Genomic DNA, 23,373 nt, shown 5'->3' on the forward strand with positions numbered 1-23,373 from the left:
GGCGACTACTGCTGAGCCTTCAGGTGTGCCGGACGCGCGATGATCGTCTTCTCCTTGCCGCCGTCGTTGATCTCGATCTGGAAAGCCCGGCCCTGGGTGCCGACGACGGTCCCGGTGTGGCCGTTGAAACGGGGGTGGAACCGACCCTCGGAGACGCTGGGATCGAGCGTGAGGTGGACTTTCTGACCGACGTCGTACTCCTGAATCGCGCGCTGCGGTGGGGACGCGCCGCGGTCCCGCGGATCGTTCGAGAGCTTTCCGCGCGTCCCTTTCAGCGGACCGTTTGAACTCGGCATTGTCGTGAAGATGATTACTATGGTGGCGATTATAAATGGTGCGTTCCGCGCTTCAGATCCGGCCGACGTTCTCGACGGAGACGCTCTCGACGTCGTCGACGCCGGAGAACGCCTCCTCGACGGCCTCCGTCCCGCCCGCGTCGTCGGGGACGATCACGGTCGGGAGCAGCGCCACGAGCCCGAACGCGACCTCGTCGCGCTCGAACCCGTTGATCTTCGCGCCCTCCGGGAGCGACGCTTCGAGTCGCTCCTGGAGTTCGTCGAGGTCGATCTCGGGGCTCTCGGGCATCACCTTCATTTTGGCGGCGACCTTGCCCATCCCTACGGCCCCCTGAACCCGCAGTCGGGACACTCATAGAGGTTGCTCTGTTTGCGACATTTCGCACAGCGATAGATCTGCTGCCCGCAGTCCGGGCATTTGAACGAAGCCGCGCTCATCCCGGAGATGTTGATGCCACAGGAGACACATTGGCGCTCCTGCTTTCCTTCCGTCTGACTCATACAGGGACGAACCCGCTCGCGGGTTTTAATCGTTGTCTTTCGGGTTTCGACCTGCGTTCACGTCCCGCCGGACCTCACGGCTCACCCAGGCGCCCTGAAGGCCTTGATCCGGAACCGTAGGACGACCGCCTCGACGGCGTCCGCATCTCCGGTCCAGGTGATCGACGTCTCCGTCAACCGGTACGCCCCGACGGGGATCGTCCGGGTGTCCAGCGTGGCCCGCCAGTCTGGGCCCTCCACGGTCCGGTCGTCGACCCGTTCGCCACCGAGATTCTCCAGATAGCCGATCGCCTGCGAGGGCGAGAGCCCCCGAAAGCCGCGGGTGATGCGGAGGCGGCCGTCCGCCTCGGTCCGCTCGATCGGCGGAATGGCGTCGAGTGCCGCTTTCCGCTTCCGATCTGCCGGCGTCATCTGTCGTGTGGACATGCGCCTTCACCTAAGTGTACGGACGGCATGTGACGGAATAAACAGGACAGCCGATTCTCTCGGCGTGGGAGTCGTGCCACACGGCCGCGCTCACGGAAGGGCGATTGCGGGCGCTAGCACCGCCATCAGGTGAACGCGGCGCACGCCGAGGGCGGACGGGAGGAGACCGACGAGCGCCGCGAGGGCGAAGACTGCGAGGCCGAGGCCACCGGCAAAGAGGTACGCGAGGCCGACCAGCAGGCATCCCGTCGCCAGCGACACGCGGGTGTAATCGAGGCGACCGACCGTCCGCAGGTAGGCGTCGCCGACGGAGACGACGAGCGCGAAGCCGACTGCCGAAGCCAGCCCCGTCGTCGCGACGAGTGGAAACAGTGGCTCCGTGACGCCGGCCCGCTCCATCGCGACCATCACGCCAGTCCGGGGGGTCCCGAGCGCCACGAGGGCGAAGAGTGCGAACACGGTGTTCGGTTTATGGCTGTACATACAGTGCAAACAACTAACTACGTCGAACGAATAGACAGTACCATGGCTGAACGACCGACAATAGCGTTCAGAGTGGATGGGAGTCAGAAAGAGAAATGGGAATCAGCCGTAGACGACTCTGAGGAATACGACTCCCTGTCGCACCTGATTCGACTTGCCGTCTCACGCGAGTTGAGTGACGCATACGAAACTGGTTCGTCGCAAACTACGGCGGGGGATTCAGGCTCTTTGGGAGATATAGAGTCTGTGCTAACACGTCTCGACGGCAAGGTAGATGACTTGACCGAGGTAGTTGAGTCTGTAGAATCGACTGTCATGGCAAACACAGCCGTCTCAGACGCTACTGTCACAGCCGTCTACGGTGAGTTACCTACGTCTCTCCATACGGCTGTGACCCCCCGAGAGATTGCTGAACAGGTTGGTGTGAGCAAACAAGAGGCTTCTATTGCACTTGCACAGATTAGTGATTCTAATGCTGTGAACATGATTCCTAACGAAGATGAACCCAAATATTGGAGGGAAGAGTAGTATGTCTGAGCAACTATCTCAAGTCGAACAGGCAATTGACGCACACCATTCCTACAAATCCACTCAGTCAGAGAACACTGCAAGAGAATACCGTCGTCATATCCGTCGATTCGTAGAGTATCTTGCAGAACAGACAAACGTTGCTATAGACGACTGTCACAGTGGTCACGTCGAAGACTTCTACCAGTGGATGTTGAACGATCAGGGATATGCGCCGTCGTCTATCCGTGTTGCTCACGCTGCTATCTCAGACTTCTACGAACAGGTAGCGACATACGGGGAGGATGGACGTAGAGGATTCCCGAAAATGGATTTGGGCAATGATCCTACTGAACACGCCACTCCCGAACGAATTGATGGGATGCATAATTCGTCTAAGAAAGAGGTAGAGGGAGGCGAAAAGCCACTTGACCACGAAGAGGTGAGACGGCTGGTCGACCACGTGGATTCACCGACAGTCAGAAACGAACTGATTGTTCGACTGCTATATCAGACTGGTATCCGTCGCAGTGAACTGGTTCGGATTAAACTGTCTCATATCGACAGAGATAGCCGTGAGATAACGATCTACGGGAAGAAAGTGGACGAACCCCGAACAGTCTGGTATCAGCCAACACTGGATTCGTTACTATCCATGTGGCTTGAGGCTGATAGGAATGAAGTGTTCTATGCAGAGGAATCAGAATACCTCTTTCCGACTCGCAGAGGGGTTCGTATGTCCGAACAGACTGTTACGGACGTAGTTACTGAAGCCGCAGAGAAGGCTGGTTTACAGGAAAGTGTCTATGAGAACAGAGGTGGACAGACTGTTAACAGAGTCGGCGCACATACCTTGAGGAAATCCTACGGGGTTGCCTTCATCAACGATGGTGGTGACATTTCCCTACTTGCCGATCTACTGGGTCACGAAGATATTGAGACGACGAAGGAGAATTATCTGAAATACTCAGACAAGGATTTGAGAAAGTCGGCGCAACGGCATGGACCACGTCTCTGAGTCTATTGCCAGTCTATTCGCTTACGACACATGGACAGTGTGGGGGTATTAGACTGTTTCACGTCGGAAATCGGAGGTAAATGCAATCACGTCCAATACCACTGGCTCTGAGGGAGGGGGGTGACACTACAGCCTATGTTAGTCGTTCGCATACTTCTGAATCGACAGACGAATGGCACTCAGACCCCTCCCACCCTCAATAACCTGTCAGACAGCAAGAGTACGAAGCAAGCGAACTATAATATAACAAACTACTACGCAAGCCTCAGGTTCTATTCAAGGAACCTTTCTCTGAATCCCTTTCATCCAAACCTCTTCAATACAATCTAACTCCGTCCCAAAGATTCTACGATACAGACATTCTACTGAGACGTTTCTCTCAAATGGAATATTCACGTAGAGTAGTTCTCAAAGGGGTACTGAACGGTGTGACACTAACCCCCTATATCGACAATAACAGCCGTCTATCTTTGAAATACCATACGTAGAGCGAATATTATAGGTAGAGGGTACTGAGATAGCCACAGACGGCTAATAGAGCGAATTAAATTTGGAGTAAGTCCGTGGAGCCGATTCGTAGCATACGACTGCAAGGGTCAAAGCACTCAGACACACCTTGCAGGCACTTACTTCCCGATATAGGTTTCAACGGAATGTCTCTGAGCAATACGTCTCGAATATACATCTCAGACGAATCTCTACACACTGGCCTTCTACCGTAGAAATCTTTGGGCGATAGTTAGATTATACTGAAGAGGTTCATGATGAAGACCCTTTGAGAAATACGTTCGTAGAATAGAATCTCACGCTGGCGTAGTATGGTTCTTAATAACAGTTCGCTGGCTTCGTACTGGTTCAGTAGTAGGTACTTGGAAATGGGAGGGGGGTTTGATTGCCACTACTTTGTCGATCTAAGAGTATGTGAACCAATAACATAGGCGGTTGCTGTGTTGATTAGGGAACTTTCGGTATCAAACGCACACCCCAAACGTGCCTGTTAGGGCGTCAGTTCCCTGACAGTAGCAAGTAGACGGCTATCAAAGCAGTTCCACTAATTACGCTGGTAGCAACGGACAGAGATACCAGACAGAGTGTTTCCATACCTAATTTGTAATTACCAGACGACGGTCGGTTTACCAGATATATTCCCGAACGAATCTGCTACAGAGTCGGTTTACCGTGCCTATCGCCCTTCCTGTCACAGATACATCCTCGAATGTATATTTACCCTATCTCATGGCGATTTCTGTTCCTCAATTTCTCTTTAAGTGTTGACACTGTGATTACATGGTTATATGGAACGATGGTCCGACGAAACCAAGTTCGACTTTCCGACGATGAGATTGAACAGTTAGATGAATTGAAACAGACGCTTTACGGAACTACCTCGGTTAGTCGCGGGGAAGTCGTTTCCCGCCTAATGGAACTTTTCGAGACGGAGATTGATTCCTAATGGGACGACAGTACGATAAGCACCTTCGAGTTTCGTCTCAGTGCAAAGGGGTTCTGGATGAACTGAAATCTGAAATCTATGAGAATCCAAAAGAGAAGACGTATGGCGAATTGATTGCGTACCTCAGCGGATATTACTGCAAATAAGTAGAATTTCATATTCGTAAACTAATTTGGAAATAAATAAAATGAATGTTCACAATACGACGATAGAAGACCTTGCCGAACAGTACGCCCACGGATACCGCGAAAGAGACGTGTTGATCGTACTATACTACGCTCAACGGAAATCCATGTCTCAGATTGCTGACGGATTTGACGTTTCTACGCAGACTGTTCTCAAGTGGATGAAACGTCATAACCTTCCACGCCGTCAGCGAGGTGGTCACGGTGACTGAACTGTGGTCCGAATCGAATACTGGTTCAATCGACCACCCTGTCGACCATGATTATCTAAGCGATGACAGGGACGGAGGGTCCGTTAACGAGGAACAGAATCCTGAGCCGATTCCAGTCGAATACGACAGTTTACCAAAAGGATTTCACCAAATCGTAAGAGAACGATGGGAGCGTCAGAAACCGACTGATTGCGAACAGACTGAACCACGCCACTCAGAGGTATCCGTCTCAGAAGACCACAATCAAACAACCGAATGGCGGGATTCTGAGCAATTTGAGTACGGTGGCACGAAAGACGATTCAATGCGGACGACGTTCTTTGCGAAAGACTGCGACAGTATCCAAGGTGAATGGAACTTCAATCGACTTTGGAAAATGCAGTTCGGTAAACCGAGGCACGTCGAACTAAATTATCTCGAAGTTCTTGAAGCCAAATCCGTGCAAATCTTTGATACTGATAGTGGGAGTGTCGTCAAGTTCAAAATGAGAGACGTGGATAGTGGGTGGCAGTCGCGTCAAGATCGGCGTGATTTCATCGACAGTCTCGTAGATATGTTGAACGTTCCTCAGACGGTTCGGTCGGAGGTGTGTGACGTGATTGAATCGGAATCGACAAATTACCAATCGGCGTGGAATCGCAACCACAGTGGTCACTGGGGCAAGGTGTTGGGGTACGTCGGTTCGTTGCTGAACCTTGACTGTAGTGATGAACAGTTTGCCGATATGGTAGCCGAGTTGAGAACAGTCGAAGATATGGATATGACTGACGAAGAGATTGAACAGGCAATTGAGTACGGTGAGAAGAGACTGAACGACCGTAACATCAAACCGATTTTCGGAAAACCGTCCGATTAGGGACGGTTCTGATTCAAACAGAATGTCCGTGTACGGACATGGCGACGGGTATGTCCAACCACGCCGCCAATAGGATGTAACTATCTTCCAGAATCCTTACAGACAGACCTTCTACTGTAGATTCTCTGGATAGCAGTTACATCTATGTAGAGAAATGAAGGCAGTGAACAAACGAGTCTCTGCGGGGAGTACGATTCAGCTTGGAGAACAGATTGAGGCAAGTAGCCTTTCTGTTAATCGGGGGAATCGGATTCTCAGGGCAGTCACGTCGGGCGAATCGGCTGAGTACGTATATCTCGAAGGGAGGTTCCAACACAGGGATGAAGTGGACATTCCCGATGCGTCTGAAATCATAGAGGTGGTCGACGGGAATGGTATGTCGAACCCCGTGATTCGCTATCTCGTTCCGACGACGGTTTACCGAGGTGATTCGGAATGAACCTCAGTGCAAGCACCATCGTAGACGTTCGTGATCGGGATGGTGAGTCTGCTGATAAACGCCCCTCTTACGTGGAAGACGCCTTGACTGAACCCAAGCGTCTCGGCTATCGGACGGGCCTTCCCGTGGTCGAGTCAGAGGATAATCCAGACGTGAAACTCGGTGGAAGCGTCCACGAACTGTATGGCAACTACGTTCGTAACGAGGATATTCTGCTTCCCGATGCATCTTCGTTTCTCAGTGAACTGTTTGAATCCGATCTAATCAACTCGGTGGAGGATGCAAGTGAAGAGTTGAATACCGACGAATCTCTTATTCGGAAAGCCGTTGACCTACACGGAATTGAGATAGAAGACCATTCCACTGAACAGGAAACTTCGACGGAACAGTCGCTTACCCTACCCTCAGGCGAATCCTTCCCCTACAGTTTCCTGTCTGAACCAGTTTGGTCTGATAGCCGTGTTCTCACCCAACTGCTTGCCACGGACGGACTTGGAATCTCAGAGACGGCTACGTACCTATCCGACCAACTTGACGACGATGTAAGCACCTCCCAGATTCGTAAGGCGGCTGTCGAATGTGGGTTACTCGAAGGCAGTGTTAACGACGACTCTAATTCCAGTAGTAACCTCTACACAAGTCCCATGAGTCGAAAGGGGTCACACAACACCCATACTGCTGGTTCAGGCAAGACCCTCAGTTCTCCGTGGGACGATTCTGGTTCTGGTGACTCGAAAAACCCCTACAACTAACCTACCGATATGTCTTCCAAGAAACAACGGTTGGTGAAAGACAAATTGGATGACGGTAGTTACGTCTTCGACAGAGAATCCCTGTGTGAGAAAGAAATCGTTCAATACGTCTGTAGCCTTGTAGAGAACGGTGTCGGAATCGCAGTAACCCCGTTGAACGTTCAGCAATTGATTCAGTCACAGTATCAAACCACAGGTGGAATCTGTCTCTTCGAGGTGGCTACGGCTATGGAAATCCACCTGTCTGATTTCAATTGTACTGACGACCACTATTCCACGAAAATGGAGAACGATATACATCGGCATCAATACGAACAGTGACCTTAGACAGACAACAGGAATAGGCAATTCGTGTTTCTTTCACAGGTCACTGAACGCAAATCTATTAGAAAGCCCTCAGACTGTTTCTAAGCGGCTTGAGTTGAATACGATACCTACCACTTACAATTCTATCAAACGTAACATAGAGCAATCTGACGCCGTTGAGTGTCACGTCTTCGACTTGACGAAGCGTGACATAACGTGAGACGTTAGTGTCACACAGAGCAATATGGCAGATAGGCGTGACCGAAATTCCCACCTCAATCTGCTAAAAATATAGAAATCTCGAATCCCGATTAGACTATTCTCAGCCTCAATTGTTTTGACGGTGGTACGTCTGTGTCATGTAGGTACGTCTCGCGCTATATTATCGTCCACCCCAAATTATTTGACACTTTTGCCATAAATGCTAATTTTGTCCGTGTAGGGGCGTGTACCTCCCGAATTGCATATTGGAATCACTGTCTGGTACCACAGTTCTAAATTAGTAGGTTTGTTTGGGTACGTGGTACTACGATTTGCCTCAGAGTAGTGCAAATCAATTCCTTACAGAGATATTAGTCTGTAATTAGTCGAAACTCTCTCATTTGTGATACAATAGCCACTCACTATTCTCCTATTCGAGTCGATTAGTGATTTCCCAAGCAACCAGTGACCTACCCCGATCTACGAACTGGGGGGTTCCTGTTGCTCTTTGAAGGTCACTGTTCGGGATATTCCAATAACCAGTAGGCATAACAATAATCAGTGGGAATACTCATTTCCCTCGCGCACAGGCACGTCTAATAAAATATTTTGGCGATTCGACCGTCTTCTGTCGATTAGACTGTTAACTCTGTCCCTACAGACAAATTCCGAACACGGTGTTGGCCGTGTTGGCCCCACTGGAGGCGACGAGAAAGCCGCGGGCGCCCGAGCGGCCGGGGACGGCGGGCAGGACGAGGACGGTGCCAACGGCCGCGGAGACGCCGGGGAGGTAGCCGACGAGCGCGCCCGCCCCGACGCCGGCGCCCGCCGTCCCGAACACCGTCCGTCCGTCGAGGGTCACCGCCGGGTCGGCCTGTGGCGGGACGCCCTCGCCGTCCAGCGCCTCGATCAGCACCGGCGCCCCGAACAGCCCGGCGAAGAGGGGAGCGAGGACGCCCCCGGTGGCGACGGGTCCGCTCGGATCCCGGTCGAGCGTCAGCCAGCCGAGGCCACCGGCGACGGCGAGGGTGGCCGTCGCGGCGAGGCGACGGCGCCAGGTGGGTTCGGTCGCGACGAGGACGACCGCCGCGCCGGCGAGCAGGAACGGGACGTGGCGCCTGAGCGCCGGGTAGACGGCGTCGACGGCGCGGGTCAGCGGGACGGCGACGGGGAGGGCGACGACGACGGCGACGCCGCTCCCGAGCGCCGAGAGACGGAGCGCCTCCCGACCCCGTCCGTCGAGCACCAGCCGATGACCCGGGAGGGTGACGGCCGCCGTCGCGGGGTCCGGGACGCCCAGTGCGAGCGCCGGCACCACGTCGAGGAAGGTGTGGACGACGCCGGCCGCAAGCATGGCCGCGCCGAGTGCGAGCGGCGGCCCGGGGACCGCCGACACGACCGAGGCCAGCAGTAGCGCGAAGTTGTTCGCGTGGAGCCCCGGCGTCAGCCCGCTGCACGTCCCGAGGGCGACGCCGACGAACGCGTAACCGAGGGTCGTCACGCCGACCGACGAGAGCGCGGCCATCCCGCGACGGTGGGTGCGTCACCTGCCTTCAATCCCGGCACGGCCGCGTGGCTGGTCGGGGAGTGACTCGAAAGAATCGGGTGGTCGGGTGTCGGGCGTGCGCGTCAGCCGAAGAGTTCGCCGAGGCCCTCGCCGCTTGCCTCTTCGTCTTCGTCCTCTTCCTCCTCGGCGGCTTCCTCTTCCTCGGCCTCGTCGGCCGCTTCGTCGCCCTCGTCGTCGTCCTCGTCGTCGCCACCGGCGGCACCGCCGGCGGCGCCGCCCGCGGCGGGCGCGGCGGCGGCCGTCTCGATAGCCTCCTCGATGTCGACGTCCTCGAGGGCGGCGACCAGCGCCTTGACGCGGGACTGCTCCACGTCGACGCCGGCGGCTTCGAGGACCGCGGTCACGTTGTCTTCGTTGATCTCTTCGCCGGTCTCGTTCAGGATGAGTGCTGCGTAAACGTATTCCATTGTCGTGTATCTCCGTAGTTAGCCGAACATCGCGCCGAGACCCTCGCCGGCGTCGCCGCCGTCGTCGTCGTCATCGTCGGGGTCCGTGTCGGCGTCGGCGTCGCCGTCACCGTCGGCTTCGTCTTCAGTTTCGTCTTCGTCGCTCGGTTCCTCGTCGGCGTCCGTCGTCGCCGCCGGCGCGTCCACGCCGCGCAGTTCCTCGGGGAGCGCCTCGTCGTCGTCGATCACGGCCGCGATGGAGCGAACCTGACTGTCCGCTTTGGCCACGAGGTCCGGCAAGACGTCGGGGTCCTCGATGGCGGCGAAGAGTCCGAGCGCCTTGGCCTGACCGGCCGCCTTCGCGAGCAGCGTGCCCGCGGTGCGGGCCGTCGGGTAACTCGCGTTGACCGAGAGGTTGCGCGCGGCGGCCGCAGCCGACTCAACGTCGGCGCGGTACTCCGCGACGTCGATGGCGAGTTCGGCGGGTTCGAACAGGACGCCCTCGGAGTACACCGAGCGCAGATCCAGCCCGACTTCCTTGGGTTCGATACCCAGTTCGCCGAGGACGTTCGCGAGGTCGTTGCTGACCTCCTCGCCGGCTTCGAGCACCGTCGAGTCCGCGGTCACCTTGATCGAGCCGTCCATGATGCGGGCCTCCGCGCCCACCGTCTGGAGTTCGCCGACGAAGGGACCGGGATCGATCCCCGTGTCGCCCTCCGGGATCACGATGTCGTTGGGGGCGATTTCGCCAGCGTTGATCGGGGCGGGCGTCTTCGACGCTTCCAGCTGCTGGTAGAGGCCAAAGGGGTTGTCGTTGGTGCCGATGAGGGCGACCTGCCCCGAGACGTACCCGGAGAGGTCCTCGTGGCCGCCACCGACCTCGTCGAGCGCACGGCGGAGGAGCGTGTTCCGGATCATCCGGACGTCCGCGCTCCCGTGCAGGTCGCGACGCATGTTCTGGAGCTGTCGGCTCGGAATGCCGGCGACGCCGACGATGCCCACGCTGGTGTAGGACTCGATGAAGTCGACGAGTTCGTCGACCTCCTCGCGTTTCCACTGCGGGATCGTCTCGGTTCGCCGAGCGGCCTCGCTCTCGCTCATGCCTCGACCTCCACGGACGGGCCCATCGTCGTCGTGACGTAGATGGAGTCGATGTTGAGCGGGCCCTTCTCCAGTGCCGCTTCGAGGCGACGGACGATGACGTCGATGTTGTCCGCGATGTCCTCGGCGGACATGTCTTCTGCGCCGACGCGTGTGTGGAACGTGCGGCGGTCGCGGCTCCGAAGTTGGACCGTGTTTTTCATCCGCTCGACCGTCTCGACGACGTCGTCGTCGGGCTGGAGCGGCGTCGGCATCTTGCCGCGCGGCCCGAGGACGGTCCCGAGATAGCGGCCGATATCCTGCATCATCGGCGCTTCCGCGACGAAGAAGTCGGTTTCGTCGGCGAGATCCTTGGCGGCGTCGTCGTCGTCCCCGAGGTCTTCGAGTTCGTCGGGGCTGAGGACGTCGTCCGCCACCTCCTCTGCACGGAGTGCGGTCTCACCGGTTGCAAAGACGACGATCTGCGTCTCCTGGCCGGTTCCGGCCGGCAGGACGACGCTCTCGTCGACGCGATTCGACGGGTCGTTGAGATCCAAGTCGCGCAGATTGACGGCGAGGTCGACCGTCTCGCGGAAGTTCCGCGGCGGCGCCTCGTCGAGTGCGCGAGAGACTGCTTGTTCTATATCTGCCATCTTTCACCTCCGTAGTACGCTTGCGCTCCTACGGGTCAGTGAAACAGGCGGTGGCCTGTCTCACCGGAAGGAGGTGGATGTCGGACTTAAGTCCGTCGAAGCGTCCGCAGAGGGAATCAGGAGGGGGACGACCCCGTTTTCGTCGTCGCGGAGACGTTTCCACAGACGTGGAGTCGGTCCGTCGGAAACGTGAGCCACCACTCCTCGCCGACGCGAAGGTCGCGGTCGGTGAAGGTCTCGACCGTGTCGCCGTCGACGGCGAAGGTGACGCGGTTGGTCGCGTCCTCGCGCACGATCCGTTCGACGGTGGCGCGCACGTCTCCGTCGTCGCCGATCCGTATCGCCTCTGGACGGATCGTGACGACGCCGTTCCCCGGCACGTCCAGCGCACGGCGGATCGACGGCGCGTCGTCGAGGTCGAGTGCGTTCGATCCCGTAAACCGGGCGACCATCGGCGAGGTCGGACGCTCGAATATTTCTTCGGGCGTGCCGACCTGGACGACTCCCCCGTCGTTCATCACGGCGATCCGGTCGGCGAGCGCCCGCGCAGTCGTCCGGTTGTGGGTTACGTAAACCGCAGTCACGTCCGCGAGCACGTCCGCGAGGTCGTCCCGGAGCGTCTGCCGAGTCGGCACGTCGAGCGCTGCGAGGGGTTCGTCGAGCAACATCACCTCGGGGCGGATCGCCAGCGCACGGGCCAGCGCAACCCGCTGTTTCTCGCCACCCGAGAGCGTCGGGGGGTAGCGTTCGGTCAGATCAGGGACGCCGAGTGTGGAGAGTAGGCCGTCAGCGTCGCGCGTGTTCCCGTGGTATCGGCTTCCGAACTCCACGTTCTCGCGGACGGTCATGTGCGGGAAGAGCGCGTAGTCCTGGAAGACGAACCCGAAGTTCCGCCGTTCCGGGGGAGTGCCGCTCACCACCTCGCCGTCCAGCGTGACGGGACCCTCGTGTGGGTGAAAGCCCGCGACCGTCTCCAGCAGGAGGGTCTTGCCGCTCCCGCTGGGACCGAGGATCACGAGGCTCTCGCCGCGTTCGACCTCGAACTCGGCGTCGACGTGAAAGGAGTCCGCGCCGTCGGCGGAGAACGTCGCCGAGACGTCGGCGTGGAGACTCATACGATCCCTCCCGACGTCGTACTGTCGCTGGTTAGATACCGGACGAGCAGGAAGATGAGTGCGGACACGCCGAGGAGGATGAACGCGACGGCACCGCTCTCGGCGAGGCCACCCTGCAGGTAGGTGTTGTAGACGAACACGGGGGCGTGCTGGGCGGTCACCTTCCCGCCGGCCGGCGGGTAGAAAAAGGAGACGGAGTACGCGACGACGGCCACGGCACCGAACTCGGAGACGGCACGCGCCCAGGCGAGGACGCCCCCGGTGACCATCCCCCGGACCGCGAGGGGCGCGGTCACGCGGCGGAACGTGTCCCAGCGGTTCGCGCCGTGGATCCGGGAGGCGTACTCCAGTCGGTCGTCGATGGACTCGAACGCCTCCCGCGTCGCGTTGACCGCGTAGGGCGCGCTCACGAACGTCATGGCGAGCACCATCCCGATCATGCTGCCGAGCACCGACACGTTCGGAAAGGCGCCGCCGGCGCCGAAACCAAAGAGGATGAGGATGCCGGCGACGCTGTGGGGGACGACCAGCGGCAGATCGACCAGGCTCTCGACCAACTGCTGGCCGGTAAAGCCCTTGGCGAACAGGTGGGCGAGCGGAACGCCGAAGAGCAGACTGATCACCGCCGCCAGTAGCGGTCCGTACACGCCGAGATAGAGCATTCGGTGGACGTCGGGGCTCAGCGCCTTCTCGACGATCAGCGACGGCCGCTGGCGGGCGACGAACAGGAACAGCGGGAGGGCGAGGGCGATCATCAGGATGCTCCCCATCGTCGCCGCGGCGACGACGAAGGAGTCGCCGTGGACGAGGTACGCCGTGACCGCCGTGCTCGCGATCATGAAGAAGGCGTACCACGTCGGCCGGCCGGCGGTGTACGCCACAGAGAACGCGAGCGCCTGTGCCACGACGAACGCCACCGCCAGCGATCCCCGGTCGATCCCGTCAAGGGAGAACCGCGTCTCAGTGCTCGCTGCCATTGATGTCGTTATTCCCGTTCAGAAACATAGCTGTGTCGGAGCGGTGAGGCTCCGTTAGAGTTCGAGCGGGCCGAGGCTACTTTTCGCCGAAGCGACGTTCATGACGCGATCCGGCACGGCATCCTGACCGCTCTTGGGAACGACGATGGGGTCGACCGGCACCAGACCCTGTTCTTCGAGGATCGACCGACCGGCGTCGGAGCCGAAGTACTCGATCCACGCGGCGCCCGCCTCGGGGTTGGGGGCGACACTCGGGACGGTCATCCCGTAGGCGATGGGTGCCCCGGTGAAGGTTCCGCTGCTGGTCTCGACTTCCGCCTTCGCGTAGTGTTCGGCGTACTTGCTCGTCGCCTTCGAGAGGTCGACCTGGGGCTGGAGATCGATGAACGGCATGTCCGCCGTACTGGAGATGGACTGATAGTAGAAGGCGTAATCGAGGGCGCCGGATTCGAGCTGGCCCTTGAGTTTGGTTTCGGTCCCCGTCGGGACGGTGGAGTTCTCGCGGAGCGTCTCGTAGGTGGACTGGTCGTAGAGCGCGCTCCCCTCGAACTCCTTGGCACCGAGTTGCTGGGTCATGACCGCGCGATACCCGCCGGGGTCGACCGCGGGGTCGGAGTGGCCGATGGTGACGTCGTCACGCGACAGGATCTCCCACCAGTTGTCCGCCGAGATCTCGTCCGCCCCCGGCGAATCCTCTCGGTACTGGATCGACATCGAGTTGGTGGTGAAGATAGTGTACCAGTCCCCGAAGTCGGGGACGATACGGTTCCGGATGAGCCGGAAATCCGAAGTGCCGAGGACCGAGGCTTTCCGGCCCTGCTGAGTGATCTTCTGAGTCGAGGCGACCGAGCCCTTCGGTTCGCGGTTCACGTCGACGCCGTACTCCTCCTCGAACTGGGGTTCGGCCTGGCTGAACGCCGCCGCGAGGCTGCCGGCGTGGAAGATGGTCATCGAGCCGCTGACCGGGTCCGGCGTGCTCGTCCCCGTCGGCGTATCCGTCGTCCCGCCGCTGGTGTCCGTCGACCCGTCCGTCGCCGTGGCCGTCGCGGTCGCTTCGCTGCCGCCACCGCCCCCACTGCCACCGGAACAGCCTGCCAGTCCTGCCATACCGACGGCCCCGAGCCCTTTCAGTACGTCACGCCGCGACCGACCCCGAACGACCTGCTTCCAGTGTTCGTACTGCTCTCGTTGTTTCATTGGTAGCATAACGCCGTTATTTGTTCTTCGACATAATGTCTTTGGTCGACACGGAAGGCCGGCGACAACGCCTTTGGGAAGCGCCCCTGAAGGCGAAGACATGGAGTTCTCGACCGAGTTCGACGCCCGCATCGGCCACGGCGACGTCACCCTCACCGAGCGGGACGTCGCCCTCCTGCGGGCCATCGACGACCACGGGTCGATCAACGCCGCGGCGACCTCTCTCGGCCGGTCGTATTCGCGCGCCCAGCAGCGGATCGTCGAACTGGAGGAGGTCTTCGGCGACCTCGTGGCACGCAAGCGTGGCGGGTCGGGGGGCGGGGGCAGCCATCTGACCGATCTCGCGCGCGACCTCCTGAGTCGGTACGACCGGCTGCGCGCCGAGTTCAGCGGCGTCGCCGAGACCGAGGAGACGGTTCTCGACGGCCGGCTCGTCGAGCGCGAGGGGGAACTGGCGACGGTGGAGACGCGGGCGGGGACCCTCCGAGCGCTCGTCCCGGAGGTCGATAGCGACGGTGAGGGTGGCGATCGCCTCCGACTCACCCTCCGGGCCGACGCGGTGACCCTTCAGAACCCCTCGCGGTCCCCCGATCCGGACCGCACGAGCGCACGAAACCGCCTCGACGGGACGGTCCTCGCCATCGACGCCGGCGAGTCCGTCGCGCTCGTCACCGTCGACGTGGGCGGCGAGGTATCGCTGTCGGCGCTCGTCACCGTCGCCAGCGTCGAAAAACTGAACCTCCACCGCGGGACGCCGGTCGTCGCCTCGTTCAAGGCCACGGCGACCCGCGGCGTTCCGAGCGCCTATAGTAGCGATTGAAAGTCATCACACAGTCGATCGCAGTGCGGCGTCCGATCGGTTGAGCAACCAGTTTCAATCGCTACTATAGGGACCGACCACCAGGACGGGTTTCGTCGCCGTCCGCAGGACCCGTTCGGCGACGCTCCCGAGCAGAACACGCTCCACGCCGGTGCGACCGTGACTCCCGAGTGTCAGCAGGTCGGCGTCGATTTCCTCGGCGTACCCGAGGATCGCTTCGTGCGGGCGCCCCGTCCGGACGGCCACGGTGGCGTCGACGCCGGCCTCGCGGGCGCGGTTCGCGAGGCGCCGGGCGGGATCGTCGTCGTCGCCGACGGTCAGGGCGTGGAGGCGTCCCCGCATCGCGCCCGCGACGGCGATGGCGTGTTCGCCCGCTCGCTCGGCACCGTCGCTCCCATCCGTCGCGACCAGGACGTCCTCGACGGTCCGGGTGGCGTCGCCATCCACGGTCGTCCGGACCGTCAGGACGGGGACGTGAGCGGTCCGGAGGGTCCGCTCGGCGAGACTGCCGAACAGGTAGCGGTCGACACCCGAACGGCCGTGGGTGCCCATCGCTACGAGATCCGCGTCGTAGTCGTCGATGGCCTCGGCGAGGACCGTCGCCGGGCGTCCTTCGCCGACGTGGGTTTCGACCGGGACCGAACTCGCCGCCACGACACGGTCGACGGCCTCGTGGGCTCGCTCCGTGAGGAGCGCCCGTTGTCGACGCACCAAGTCGTCCACGTCCCCGACGGCGTCGGTGAGGAAACGATCGGGGTCGACGACCGAGAGGACGTGAACGGTCGCACCGAACCGCTCGGCGAGGGTCAGGCCGTAACGGGCGGCGGTGGTTGCGACGTCGCTGCCATCGGTCGGGATCAGGATGGTGTCGTACATGGTTAGCTCACCACTGCCTCGGCGGTCGGTTCCGTCTCGTCTCGTTCGATCAGGCGCACCGTCACCAGCGCCGCCGGCAGGATGCCGAAGGCGGCGACAAGCGACAGGGCGATGGCGAAGACGGTCGTCACTCCGAAGTTCGCGAGCACCGGGAACTGCGAGACGGTGAGGACGCCGAAGCCGAAGATGGTGGTGAAACTCGACCCGATCACCGGGCGAGAGAGCTTCGCTACCGCCGTCGTCGCGGCGTCGAGGCGGGACTCTCCCCGTTCGGCCATCTCGTACTCGAACCGCTCGAAGACGTGGACGCCGTAGTCGATACCGATGCCGAGTGTCAGCGACGACATCGTGATCGTCAACGGGTTCCAAGGGACGTCGAGCAGATACATCGCCCCGGTGACCAGCAACGCGGCGCTCCCTGCGACGGCGGCGATCAGCGTCGCCGAAATCCTCACGGATCTGAAGGCGACGGCGAGGAAGGCAAAGCCGAGCGCGAAACTCAACAGCGTCATCGGCGTCAATCCGGCGGTGACGTTCTCGATGACGTTTCGATTGAGCACGGGCTTGCCCGTCACCTGCACCTGATCGGCCGTCGTCAGCGTGTAGTCGGCGTTGCCCTCGAACTCGTCGATGAGCGTCCGGACCGGTTCACCCTCCACGTCGTCGACGTAGAAGGTGAGCAGGAGTTTGCTCGGGGTGTCCGACGGGTCACGGATCGCCGTCGGTCCCTCGTCGCTCGCCGCCCGCAGACTCGCGTCCAGACGGTACTGCGTCTCGGGGACCGATCCCTCGTTCCGTGTTCGCACGGCAGTCACCGGACTCATCACGGCGTTCACGTTCGGATTCTCCAGCATCAACCGCTGATAGGTTGCCACCTCCCGGAACGTCTCGGGGGTGTACGCCTGATCGGTTTCGACGACCACGTAGATTACTTTCGACCCTTCGACGGTGTTCTCTAGCCGCTCCAGGTCCTCCTTGGCGTCGAGGTTCTGGGGCCAGAAGTCCATCATCTGCTGCCGGGGTTCGACCTGCGGATAGGCGTAGGCACCCCCGGAGACCAGCAGGAAGGCGATGAGGAGCGTCACCAGCGGGCGTCCAGCGGTCACGCGGCGGGTGAGCAGTCCGGTCAGGACTTCGAGGCGGTCCTGGTCGGGCGTCCCGTCACCGGCCACGTCGCTCGCACCGGCGTCGAAGCGGACCAGCAACGCGGGCAACAGGGTCACCGAGAGGACCATGCTCGCGAAGACGCTGACGGCGCTCGTGACGCCGAACTGCTGGACCGGCGGGACTTCGGAGACCAGCAGCGAGCCGAGTCCCACGACGGTGGTGCCCATCGCGATGAGGAGCGCACGCCCGGTAGTGCGGGTGGCCAGCCCCGCCGCGTCGACAGGCGAGCGGTCGCTCGCCCGCTCTTCGAGGTAGCGGGTCTGGATCTGCAGACCGTAGTCGATGCCCAGGCCGAGAGCGATGGGCATCACGCCCAGCATGATGGCGTTGAAGTCGTAGCCGAGGACGCCCATCGCACCCATCATGTAGATCAGCGCGGTCATGGCCGTCCCGAGGGGCAGGAAGACGTGCCACCAGCGTTCGACCTTCGAGCGCATGACTAGGTAGACGACGCCAAAGATGAGCGCGAACGCACCCGCGAACAGCGTGATCATCTCCGGCAGCATGAGGCCGAAGGCGGCGTTCTCGAACACCGGCTGACCGGTCACGGTCACCGACAGTCCGGGCGGGAGCGCGGCCAGCGCCGTCTCCTGTTGAACCTGCCGATAGACGATGTCCGAGCCGCGCTCGGGCAGGAGTCGGCCCCGGTCGAAGGTGTCGACTGCGCCGTAGTCGGCGAGAATGATGGTCGTTCCGGCCTCGGGGACGACCTGGGACCGGAGGCCAGCCATCTCGGGGTTCCGAGTGGTGGCACGACCTAGGGCTCGCCGGACGCCGCCCTCGGTCGCTGGGATCTCGCCGCCGTTGCCCGCGCGTACCAGATCCGCGAGGCTGGTCACCCGGTTCGTCTCGTCGAGCGCAGTGTAGCGCCGGTCGAGGCGGTCGATGGCCCGGATCGTCTCGGGGTCGTACAGTCGGTCGGATTCGACGACGACGAAGACGTTGTTACCCGTCTCGAAGTCCTCTTTCAGGGAGGCCCACTCCTCGGCCGTCTGGGAGTCGTCGTCGATGTAGAGGGTCATCCCCATGCTCATCTGGAGCGAGGTGGCGGCGACTCCGCCCGAGACGAGTATCAGCAGGACGACCACGGCGACGACGGGCCGAGGATCGCTGGCGCTCCGCCTGCCCAGCGATTCGAGTCCGTCCCTGACGCGGGTTCCGATGTCCGACATTTACAGGCCCAAGAACTGCAGGATCGAGGAGATGATCCCGCCCCGCTTCTCGGTCACCTCGACGGCAGTCGGTTCGACGTCCGAGACGACCGTCCGTCCGAAACTGTTGTCGTACTTGACGGTCGTGTCGACCGAGTAGGTCTTGGCGGTCGCCGCGCCGTCGACGCTCACGGTGAAGGTGACCGTCGTCGACTCGCCCGACCCGAGGTCGCCGATATACGCCGTATCGTCGTCGGTCTCGAACGGCGTGTTCGCGTTGATCCGGGCGACGGCGTCAGTCATCCGTCCCGGTCCGGTGTTGGTGACGGTCACCTCGATCCGCTCCGTCGATCCGGCGGCGACCGTCGGCGTCCCCGACGTATCGACGGTCATCTCGGGTCCGACGGTAACGGGCACCCTCAGCCGGTCGCTCTCGACGGTCTCACGGTACGCGTCCTCGTAGGCGATCGTGAACGCGAGCGGGTACTCCTGTGCGATGGCCCGATCCGCGACGTCGAGTTTGAATCTCGCAGTCGCCGTCTCGCCGGGGGCGAGCGTCCCGAGGCTCGCACTCGTCGAGAGCGGCGAGAACGGTTCCATCGGGTCGAGGATGGCACGGGCGTTCGTCACCGGCCGATCGCCGGTGTTGGTCACCGACAGCGTTACCGCACCCGTCGAGTCCACGTAGAGGTCGGTGGTCGTCGCCGAGAGATCGAACGTCGGCGCGTCCTCGATCGTTACCGTCCCGGTTCGGATCTGTGACTCGCGGACGACGCCGTTACTGTCCTCGTATCGCAGGCGGAACGGGACCGCGTAGGTGTCCGTGTCCTCGATGTCGGCCATCCCGACGCGGAACGACGCCGTGGCCGTCTCACCGGGGTCGACCGTCCCGAGTGACAGGCCGTTGGTCCGCGGGGTCAACTGGTCGCTCCCCTCGATCAGCAGTTCGGCGTCGCTTGCGGTCTCCGTGCCCTCGTTGCGGACCGTCACCGCCATGCGGCCGTCCTCGTTGGCACGGAGGTTCTCGCCCGCGACCGACTCGACGCCCAGCCTGACCGACGGATCGATCCGTACCGTAACGTGCGAACGAACCGTCACGTCCCGCCGCGTGATGTAGTGTTCGTCGTCGTCGACGCTGACCGTCCGGACGTACTGGTACTCGAGTACGACCGGGAGCCGGTAGGTGCCGGGGGTCGCGTCCTCCGCCACCTCCAACTCCAGGGAGGCCGTCCGCGTCCCGTCGGGGGCGACGGTGCCGACGGACTGCTCGCCGCTCCGAATCTCGACCGGGGCCGACTCGGACTCGAATCGAGCGGTCGTCCCCATCGCGGACCCGGGCTTCACGCCCGCGGACTCGAAGGTCTTCGCCAGGCGGTCGACGCGTCCGTCACCGCTGGTGACCGCCGTTCCACGGTTCTGTATCGCGAGTTCGAGGCTCGCTGTCTCGCCCGGGACCAGAACGTTCGATCCCTGCACGGTCGTCGTCAACTCCGGGCTCTCGTACTCGTCGTATCCAGCGGCTGCCGCCGGCACCGCGACGACCGACAGCAGCGTCACGACCGCCAGCGCCACCGCGAGGATCCGTCGCACCGTTCCGCCGTCGTAGTCATTCATGCTTGTGGGTAAAATATACAATACTAACGTAAAAACCCGTCGCGAGAGGCAGTCGCACGGACCGCCGGCTTCGACAGTCGTATGACGACCGACCCGCTACCGATCGTCGTGCCCGACGACCTCTTTACCTCCCTCGAGATTCGCAGTACCGAGATTCCGAACCGTGTGATGGTCTCGCCGATGTGTCAGTACTCCTGTGACGGTCGGGACGGACTGCCGACCGACTGGCACCACACCCACCTCGTCAGTCGTGCCGTCGGTGGCGCGGGTCTCGTCGTGTCCGAGGCGACGGCCGTCGAACCTCGCGGACGGATCACGCCCCACGACCTCGGCATCTGGAGCGACGCCCACGTCGACGCGCTGGCGGAGATCACGTCGTCGATTCGGGCGAACGGATCGGTTCCGGGCATCCAACTGGCACACGCCGGTCGCAAGGCCTCCAAGACACGGCCCTGGGAGGGCAGCGACCCACTCACCGGCGCCGACGCCTGGGAGACGGTCGCCCCCTCGGCCGTCCCGTGGCCCTACGAGGACGACGAGACGGCGACCCGCAGGATGACCCGCGAGGACGTCGACGACGTGATCGACGCGTTCCGGTCGGCGGCCGAGCGCGCCCGCGACGCTGGCTTCGCAGTCGCGGAGATTCACGCCGCCCACGGATATCTCCTCCACGAGTTCCTCTCGCCGGTCACCAACGACCGCGACGACGACTACGGCGGGAGCTTCGAGGACCGGACGCGTCTCCTTCGCGAGGTCGCGAGCGAGGTCCGGGAGGTGTGGCCCGACGGGAATCCGCTGTTCGTCCGGATCTCGGCGACCGACTGGCTCGACGACCGTCCGTCGTGGACCGTCGCGGACTCGATCCGCCTGGCCGACGACCTCGCTGCCCTCGGCGTCGACCTGATCGACGTGAGCGCGGGCGGTATCCACCCCGATCAGCGCATTCCTTCGACCGGCCCCGGGTATCAGGAACGCTACGCGAGACGGATCAGAGCGGAGTCGGCGGCAAATATCGCGGTCGGTGCCGTCGGCGGCATCACCACCGCCCAGCAGGCCGACGCCCTCGTCCGAAACGACCGTGGGGACTTAGCCATCGTCGGCCGCGAACATCTCCGCGACCCGTACTTCGCGCTCCACGCGGCACGGGAACTCGACCGGCTGGACGCCGACGGCATCGAGGTGCCGGTCCAGTACGATCGGGCGTTCTAGACGTCCCCGGCGGGCGTGGGCGCGGCGAACTCGCCGTCGTCGTCGAAGGCGAGTTCTTGGGGATCGGCGACCACCCGCAAGTCGTCGCAGTCCCGGGCGGCCTCGATCAGGGGTGCCGAGGCGTAACACCGCTCCAGACGCATCGTGTCGGTGACCCGCAGGACGCGCGCCTCGTCGCCGGCGACCGGCCCGATCGTCCCGAGGGCGCCCCGCAATCCCGCTCGATCGTTCCCGACGACCGGTGGCAGGCGCACACCCCGGACGGTACTGGCAGTGATGGCGTTGATGAGCGCCTTCGACCAGTCCAGGTCCGCCTTCACGTCCCGGTGGACGAAGTCCGCCTGCCCCATGCCCATCGCGTTCCCCTTGGTCTTCTCGGTCAGCCCGCGCAGGTAGATCCGTTTCACGTCGGGCGACTCCGGTTCGGGTTCGTTGATCGTGAAGTGCCGACGCCCGGTGACGTTGGTGTCCATCCCCTGGCCGCTCACGTCCTTGCCGATCCGGTCGACGATCAGCACGTCCAACTCCGAGAAAGGCAGTTTCGGCATCCGGTCGTTGGCCATCTCCAGCAGTTCCCGTTCGCGTTCGAGGAAGTCCGACGCGGGGACGCCCTCGATCAGCGTCGTGTCGTCGTGTTCGTCCTCGACGATGGCGACGCCGCCGACCACCGGGAGTTCGGCGAGCAACTGGCTCGTGATTTCGGGGAGCATGTTCCGCAGACTCCAGTCGACCGCCCAGTCGTGGGCCATCTTCGCCCCCTGCTGTTTTCCCATCCCGATGACGAGCATCTTCGAGAGACCGCTCTCCACCTCGCCGCTGAAGTCGGTGTGGGGCTTGATCCGGTTGACCATGACGATGCCGTCGGCGGCGACGGCGTTGGCGTCGGCGTACACCGGAACGCCACGCTCGGGCGTCTCGCCCACCGTCTCGACGTCCATCGTCGCCCGGATCTCACAGCCCACTGTCTCCTCGTTCACCCCGAGCGTGTCGAGTTTCTCACGCTGTCCCTCGGCGGTCGCCCCGCCGTGACTCCCCATCGCCGGGAAGACGAACGGTTCGTACCCCCGTTCGCGAACGCCGGCGACGACGCCGCGGACGATGGCCGCGAGGTTCGCGATGCCGCGACTCCCGGCGCCGATGGCCACCTCGCCGCCGTCGGGCATGGCCGAGAAATCGAGGTCGTAGACGGCGGTCGTGGCCCGGCTCTCGATCTCCGCGGTGGGGATCGGATCGGCGTCCCAGACCTGTTCGATCACGCCCATGCGAGGAAACGTCGTCTTACCCACGGCACTCCGGACGGTGTCCTCGGGAACGACGAGTGAGTCGGTCATACCGCATCACTAACGTGGACGGCGAAAAGAAACCCGCGGATGTTCGTCCGCTTACGCCGCCGCTTCGTCCGCGAACCGGTCGTCGTACTCGCCCTCGTCGATGCGCTCTTTGAACTGCCGGGGGTCGTTGCCCTCGATGGTGACGCCGAGTGTCACGCAGGTGCCGACGATCTCCTTGGCGGCGTTTTTCAGATCGTACGCGAGCAGGTCGGACCGCTTCTGTTCGGCGATCTTCTGCACCTGATCGACGGTGAGGTCGGCGACGAAGGTCTCTTGCGGTTCGCCACTGCCCGTCTCGAAGCCCGCTTCGTCCTTGATGAGTTCGGCCGTCGGCGGGACGCCCACCTCGATGGTGAACGAGCCGTCGTCCTCGTACTCGACGGTGACGGGGACCTCCATCCCGTCGAAGGCGTCGGTCTCGTCGTTGATCCGCTGTACGACGGCCTGCACGTCGACGGGCGTCGGACCGAGTTCCGGCCCGAGCGGCGGGCCGGGCGTGGCCTCGCCGCCGGGAACGAGCACTTCGATGGTTCCAGCCATACCGCATCAAACCCGGGGGCGACCTTTAACGGTTTTCTTTCGGTTCACGGTGTCA

General features: G+C 61.8%; 22 protein-coding genes and 1 pseudogene. 6 read left to right on the forward strand and 17 right to left on the reverse strand.

Annotated elements, in window-relative coordinates; translation table 11 throughout:
• Positions 1-5 precede the first annotated feature (5 nt).
• From NBT82_RS06295 to NBT82_RS06315, 5 genes are all read right to left on the reverse strand, one after another.
• Positions 6-296, reverse strand: a complete 291-nt coding sequence (locus NBT82_RS06295) for a 50S ribosomal protein L21e (RefSeq protein ID WP_251330703.1) — start codon at positions 294-296, stop codon at positions 6-8.
• Between the two features lie 52 nt (positions 297-348).
• Positions 349-615 (reverse strand): elongation factor 1-beta, encoded by a 267-nt coding sequence (locus NBT82_RS06300; RefSeq protein ID WP_251330704.1) that lies wholly within the window; start codon positions 613-615, stop codon positions 349-351.
• A 2-nt stretch (positions 616-617) separates the two neighbouring features.
• Positions 618-797, reverse strand: a complete 180-nt coding sequence (locus NBT82_RS06305) for an HVO_2753 family zinc finger protein (RefSeq protein WP_157687919.1) — start codon at positions 795-797, stop codon at positions 618-620.
• An 81-nt stretch (positions 798-878) separates the two neighbouring features.
• On the reverse strand, positions 879-1,208 hold the full coding sequence (locus tag NBT82_RS06310; RefSeq protein ID WP_251330705.1) for a MoaD-like domain-containing protein: 330 nt from the start codon (positions 1,206-1,208) through the stop codon (positions 879-881).
• 105 nt (positions 1,209-1,313) lie between these two features.
• A complete protein-coding gene (locus NBT82_RS06315) occupies positions 1,314-1,706 on the reverse strand; it encodes a tripartite tricarboxylate transporter permease (protein ID WP_251330706.1) in 393 nt (130 codons plus the stop codon).
• A 42-nt stretch (positions 1,707-1,748) separates the two neighbouring features.
• Here NBT82_RS06315 and NBT82_RS06320 point away from each other — a divergent pair, with 42 nt between their 5' ends.
• The 4 genes from NBT82_RS06320 (at position 1,749) to NBT82_RS06335 (ending at position 7,128) form a co-directional block, all read left to right on the forward strand.
• Positions 1,749-2,234: a hypothetical protein gene (locus tag NBT82_RS06320; RefSeq protein ID WP_251330707.1), complete on the forward strand. Its 486-nt coding sequence runs from the start codon at positions 1,749-1,751 to the stop codon at positions 2,232-2,234.
• Between the two features lies 1 nt (position 2,235).
• On the forward strand, positions 2,236-3,231 hold the full coding sequence (locus NBT82_RS06325; protein ID WP_251330708.1) for a tyrosine-type recombinase/integrase: 996 nt from the start codon (positions 2,236-2,238) through the stop codon (positions 3,229-3,231).
• Between the two features lie 1,842 nt (positions 3,232-5,073).
• Positions 5,074-5,937 carry a hypothetical protein gene (locus NBT82_RS06330; RefSeq protein WP_251330709.1) on the forward strand — a complete coding sequence of 288 codons (864 nt, stop codon included), beginning with the start codon at positions 5,074-5,076 and terminating at the stop codon, positions 5,935-5,937.
• Positions 5,938-6,372: 435 nt separating this feature from the next.
• Positions 6,373-7,128: a hypothetical protein gene (locus NBT82_RS06335; protein WP_251330710.1), complete on the forward strand. Its 756-nt coding sequence runs from the start codon at positions 6,373-6,375 to the stop codon at positions 7,126-7,128.
• A 1,171-nt stretch (positions 7,129-8,299) separates the two neighbouring features.
• Here the strand turns inward: NBT82_RS06335 and NBT82_RS06340 are convergent.
• From NBT82_RS06340 to NBT82_RS06370, 7 genes and pseudogenes are all read right to left on the reverse strand, one after another.
• Positions 8,300-9,160, reverse strand: a pseudogene (locus NBT82_RS06340) (tripartite tricarboxylate transporter permease); the annotation flags it as partial.
• A 104-nt stretch (positions 9,161-9,264) separates the two neighbouring features.
• The gene (rpl12p, locus tag NBT82_RS06345; RefSeq protein ID WP_251330711.1) at positions 9,265-9,609 is read right to left on the reverse strand and encodes a 50S ribosomal protein P1; all 345 of its coding nucleotides are present in this window, start codon (positions 9,607-9,609) and stop codon (positions 9,265-9,267) included.
• Positions 9,610-9,627: 18 nt separating this feature from the next.
• Positions 9,628-10,689 carry a 50S ribosomal protein L10 gene (locus NBT82_RS06350; RefSeq protein ID WP_251330712.1) on the reverse strand — a complete coding sequence of 354 codons (1,062 nt, stop codon included), beginning with the start codon at positions 10,687-10,689 and terminating at the stop codon, positions 9,628-9,630.
• Positions 10,686-11,321: a 50S ribosomal protein L1 gene (locus NBT82_RS06355; protein WP_251330713.1), complete on the reverse strand. Its 636-nt coding sequence runs from the start codon at positions 11,319-11,321 to the stop codon at positions 10,686-10,688. The genes NBT82_RS06350 and NBT82_RS06355 overlap by 4 nt, the downstream gene beginning before the upstream one ends.
• A 116-nt stretch (positions 11,322-11,437) precedes the next feature.
• Positions 11,438-12,436: an ABC transporter ATP-binding protein gene (locus NBT82_RS06360; protein WP_251330714.1), complete on the reverse strand. Its 999-nt coding sequence runs from the start codon at positions 12,434-12,436 to the stop codon at positions 11,438-11,440.
• Complete coding sequence (locus NBT82_RS06365) at positions 12,433-13,413, reverse strand: ABC transporter permease (protein WP_251330715.1); 981 nt, start codon at positions 13,411-13,413, stop codon at positions 12,433-12,435. Before NBT82_RS06365 ends, NBT82_RS06360 begins: the two co-directional genes overlap by 4 nt.
• 54 nt (positions 13,414-13,467) lie before the next feature.
• A complete protein-coding gene (locus NBT82_RS06370) occupies positions 13,468-14,610 on the reverse strand; it encodes an extracellular solute-binding protein (RefSeq protein WP_251330716.1) in 1,143 nt (380 codons plus the stop codon).
• A 100-nt stretch (positions 14,611-14,710) separates the two neighbouring features.
• Here NBT82_RS06370 and NBT82_RS06375 point away from each other — a divergent pair, with 100 nt between their 5' ends.
• On the forward strand, positions 14,711-15,430 hold the full coding sequence (locus tag NBT82_RS06375) for a TOBE domain-containing protein (protein ID WP_251330717.1): 720 nt from the start codon (positions 14,711-14,713) through the stop codon (positions 15,428-15,430).
• A gap of 54 nt (positions 15,431-15,484) precedes the next feature.
• Here the strand turns inward: NBT82_RS06375 and NBT82_RS06380 are convergent, their stop codons facing one another.
• The 3 genes from NBT82_RS06380 to NBT82_RS06390 are packed head-to-tail and all read right to left on the reverse strand — an operon-like array spanning position 15,485 to position 20,238.
• A complete protein-coding gene (locus tag NBT82_RS06380; RefSeq protein ID WP_251330718.1) occupies positions 15,485-16,306 on the reverse strand; it encodes a universal stress protein in 822 nt (273 codons plus the stop codon).
• A gap of 2 nt (positions 16,307-16,308) precedes the next feature.
• Complete coding sequence (locus NBT82_RS06385) at positions 16,309-18,645, reverse strand: efflux RND transporter permease subunit (RefSeq protein ID WP_251330719.1); 2,337 nt, start codon at positions 18,643-18,645, stop codon at positions 16,309-16,311.
• Entirely contained in the window at positions 18,646-20,238 is a 1,593-nt protein-coding gene (locus NBT82_RS06390) for a COG1361 S-layer family protein (RefSeq protein ID WP_251330720.1), read from the reverse strand.
• Between the two features lie 108 nt (positions 20,239-20,346).
• On the opposite strand from NBT82_RS06390, the gene NBT82_RS06395 reads away from it, so the two are divergent.
• Positions 20,347-21,447, forward strand: a complete 1,101-nt coding sequence (locus NBT82_RS06395; RefSeq protein WP_251331362.1) for an NADH:flavin oxidoreductase/NADH oxidase — start codon at positions 20,347-20,349, stop codon at positions 21,445-21,447.
• Here the strand turns inward: NBT82_RS06395 and NBT82_RS06400 are convergent.
• Together NBT82_RS06400 and NBT82_RS06405 are read right to left on the reverse strand one after the other, a co-directional pair.
• On the reverse strand, positions 21,444-22,778 hold the full coding sequence (locus NBT82_RS06400; protein ID WP_345780680.1) for a nickel pincer cofactor-dependent isomerase, group 22: 1,335 nt from the start codon (positions 22,776-22,778) through the stop codon (positions 21,444-21,446). The two genes, NBT82_RS06395 and NBT82_RS06400, sit on opposite strands and share 4 nt — an antisense overlap.
• 51 nt (positions 22,779-22,829) lie before the next feature.
• Complete coding sequence (locus NBT82_RS06405) at positions 22,830-23,318, reverse strand: 50S ribosomal protein L11 (RefSeq protein ID WP_251330721.1); 489 nt, start codon at positions 23,316-23,318, stop codon at positions 22,830-22,832.
• Between the last annotated feature and the right edge of the window lie 55 nt (positions 23,319-23,373).

This window comes from Haloplanus sp. HW8-1, assembly GCF_023703795.1.
Classification (GTDB): domain Archaea; phylum Halobacteriota; class Halobacteria; order Halobacteriales; family Haloferacaceae; genus Haloplanus; species Haloplanus pelagicus.

What these genes read in the sequence shown, in the direction of transcription:
- rpl12p (WP_251330711.1), bottom strand. Translation starts at nt 9,609, where the DNA reads ATGGAATACGTTTACGCAGCACTCATCCTGAACGAGACCGGCGAAGAG.
- NBT82_RS06295 (WP_251330703.1), bottom strand. Translation starts at nt 296, where the DNA reads ATGCCGAGTTCAAACGGTCCGCTGAAAGGGACGCGCGGAAAGCTCTCG.
- NBT82_RS06320 (WP_251330707.1), top strand. Translation starts at nt 1,749, where the DNA reads ATGGCTGAACGACCGACAATAGCGTTCAGAGTGGATGGGAGTCAGAAA.
- NBT82_RS06390 (WP_251330720.1), bottom strand. Translation starts at nt 20,238, where the DNA reads ATGAATGACTACGACGGCGGAACGGTGCGACGGATCCTCGCGGTGGCG.
- NBT82_RS06315 (WP_251330706.1), bottom strand. Translation starts at nt 1,706, where the DNA reads ATGTACAGCCATAAACCGAACACCGTGTTCGCACTCTTCGCCCTCGTG.
- NBT82_RS06375 (WP_251330717.1), top strand. Translation starts at nt 14,711, where the DNA reads ATGGAGTTCTCGACCGAGTTCGACGCCCGCATCGGCCACGGCGACGTC.
- NBT82_RS06310 (WP_251330705.1), bottom strand. Translation starts at nt 1,208, where the DNA reads ATGACGCCGGCAGATCGGAAGCGGAAAGCGGCACTCGACGCCATTCCG.
- NBT82_RS06370 (WP_251330716.1), bottom strand. Translation starts at nt 14,610, where the DNA reads ATGAAACAACGAGAGCAGTACGAACACTGGAAGCAGGTCGTTCGGGGT.
- NBT82_RS06300 (WP_251330704.1), bottom strand. Translation starts at nt 615, where the DNA reads ATGGGCAAGGTCGCCGCCAAAATGAAGGTGATGCCCGAGAGCCCCGAG.
- NBT82_RS06360 (WP_251330714.1), bottom strand. Translation starts at nt 12,436, where the DNA reads ATGAGTCTCCACGCCGACGTCTCGGCGACGTTCTCCGCCGACGGCGCG.
- NBT82_RS06380 (WP_251330718.1), bottom strand. Translation starts at nt 16,306, where the DNA reads ATGTACGACACCATCCTGATCCCGACCGATGGCAGCGACGTCGCAACC.
- NBT82_RS06335 (WP_251330710.1), top strand. Translation starts at nt 6,373, where the DNA reads ATGAACCTCAGTGCAAGCACCATCGTAGACGTTCGTGATCGGGATGGT.
- NBT82_RS06355 (WP_251330713.1), bottom strand. Translation starts at nt 11,321, where the DNA reads ATGGCAGATATAGAACAAGCAGTCTCTCGCGCACTCGACGAGGCGCCG.
- NBT82_RS06385 (WP_251330719.1), bottom strand. Translation starts at nt 18,645, where the DNA reads ATGTCGGACATCGGAACCCGCGTCAGGGACGGACTCGAATCGCTGGGC.
- NBT82_RS06405 (WP_251330721.1), bottom strand. Translation starts at nt 23,318, where the DNA reads ATGGCTGGAACCATCGAAGTGCTCGTTCCCGGCGGCGAGGCCACGCCC.
- NBT82_RS06400 (WP_345780680.1), bottom strand. Translation starts at nt 22,778, where the DNA reads ATGACCGACTCACTCGTCGTTCCCGAGGACACCGTCCGGAGTGCCGTG.
- NBT82_RS06350 (WP_251330712.1), bottom strand. Translation starts at nt 10,689, where the DNA reads ATGAGCGAGAGCGAGGCCGCTCGGCGAACCGAGACGATCCCGCAGTGG.
- NBT82_RS06305 (WP_157687919.1), bottom strand. Translation starts at nt 797, where the DNA reads ATGAGTCAGACGGAAGGAAAGCAGGAGCGCCAATGTGTCTCCTGTGGC.
- NBT82_RS06365 (WP_251330715.1), bottom strand. Translation starts at nt 13,413, where the DNA reads ATGGCAGCGAGCACTGAGACGCGGTTCTCCCTTGACGGGATCGACCGG.
- NBT82_RS06325 (WP_251330708.1), top strand. Translation starts at nt 2,236, where the DNA reads ATGTCTGAGCAACTATCTCAAGTCGAACAGGCAATTGACGCACACCAT.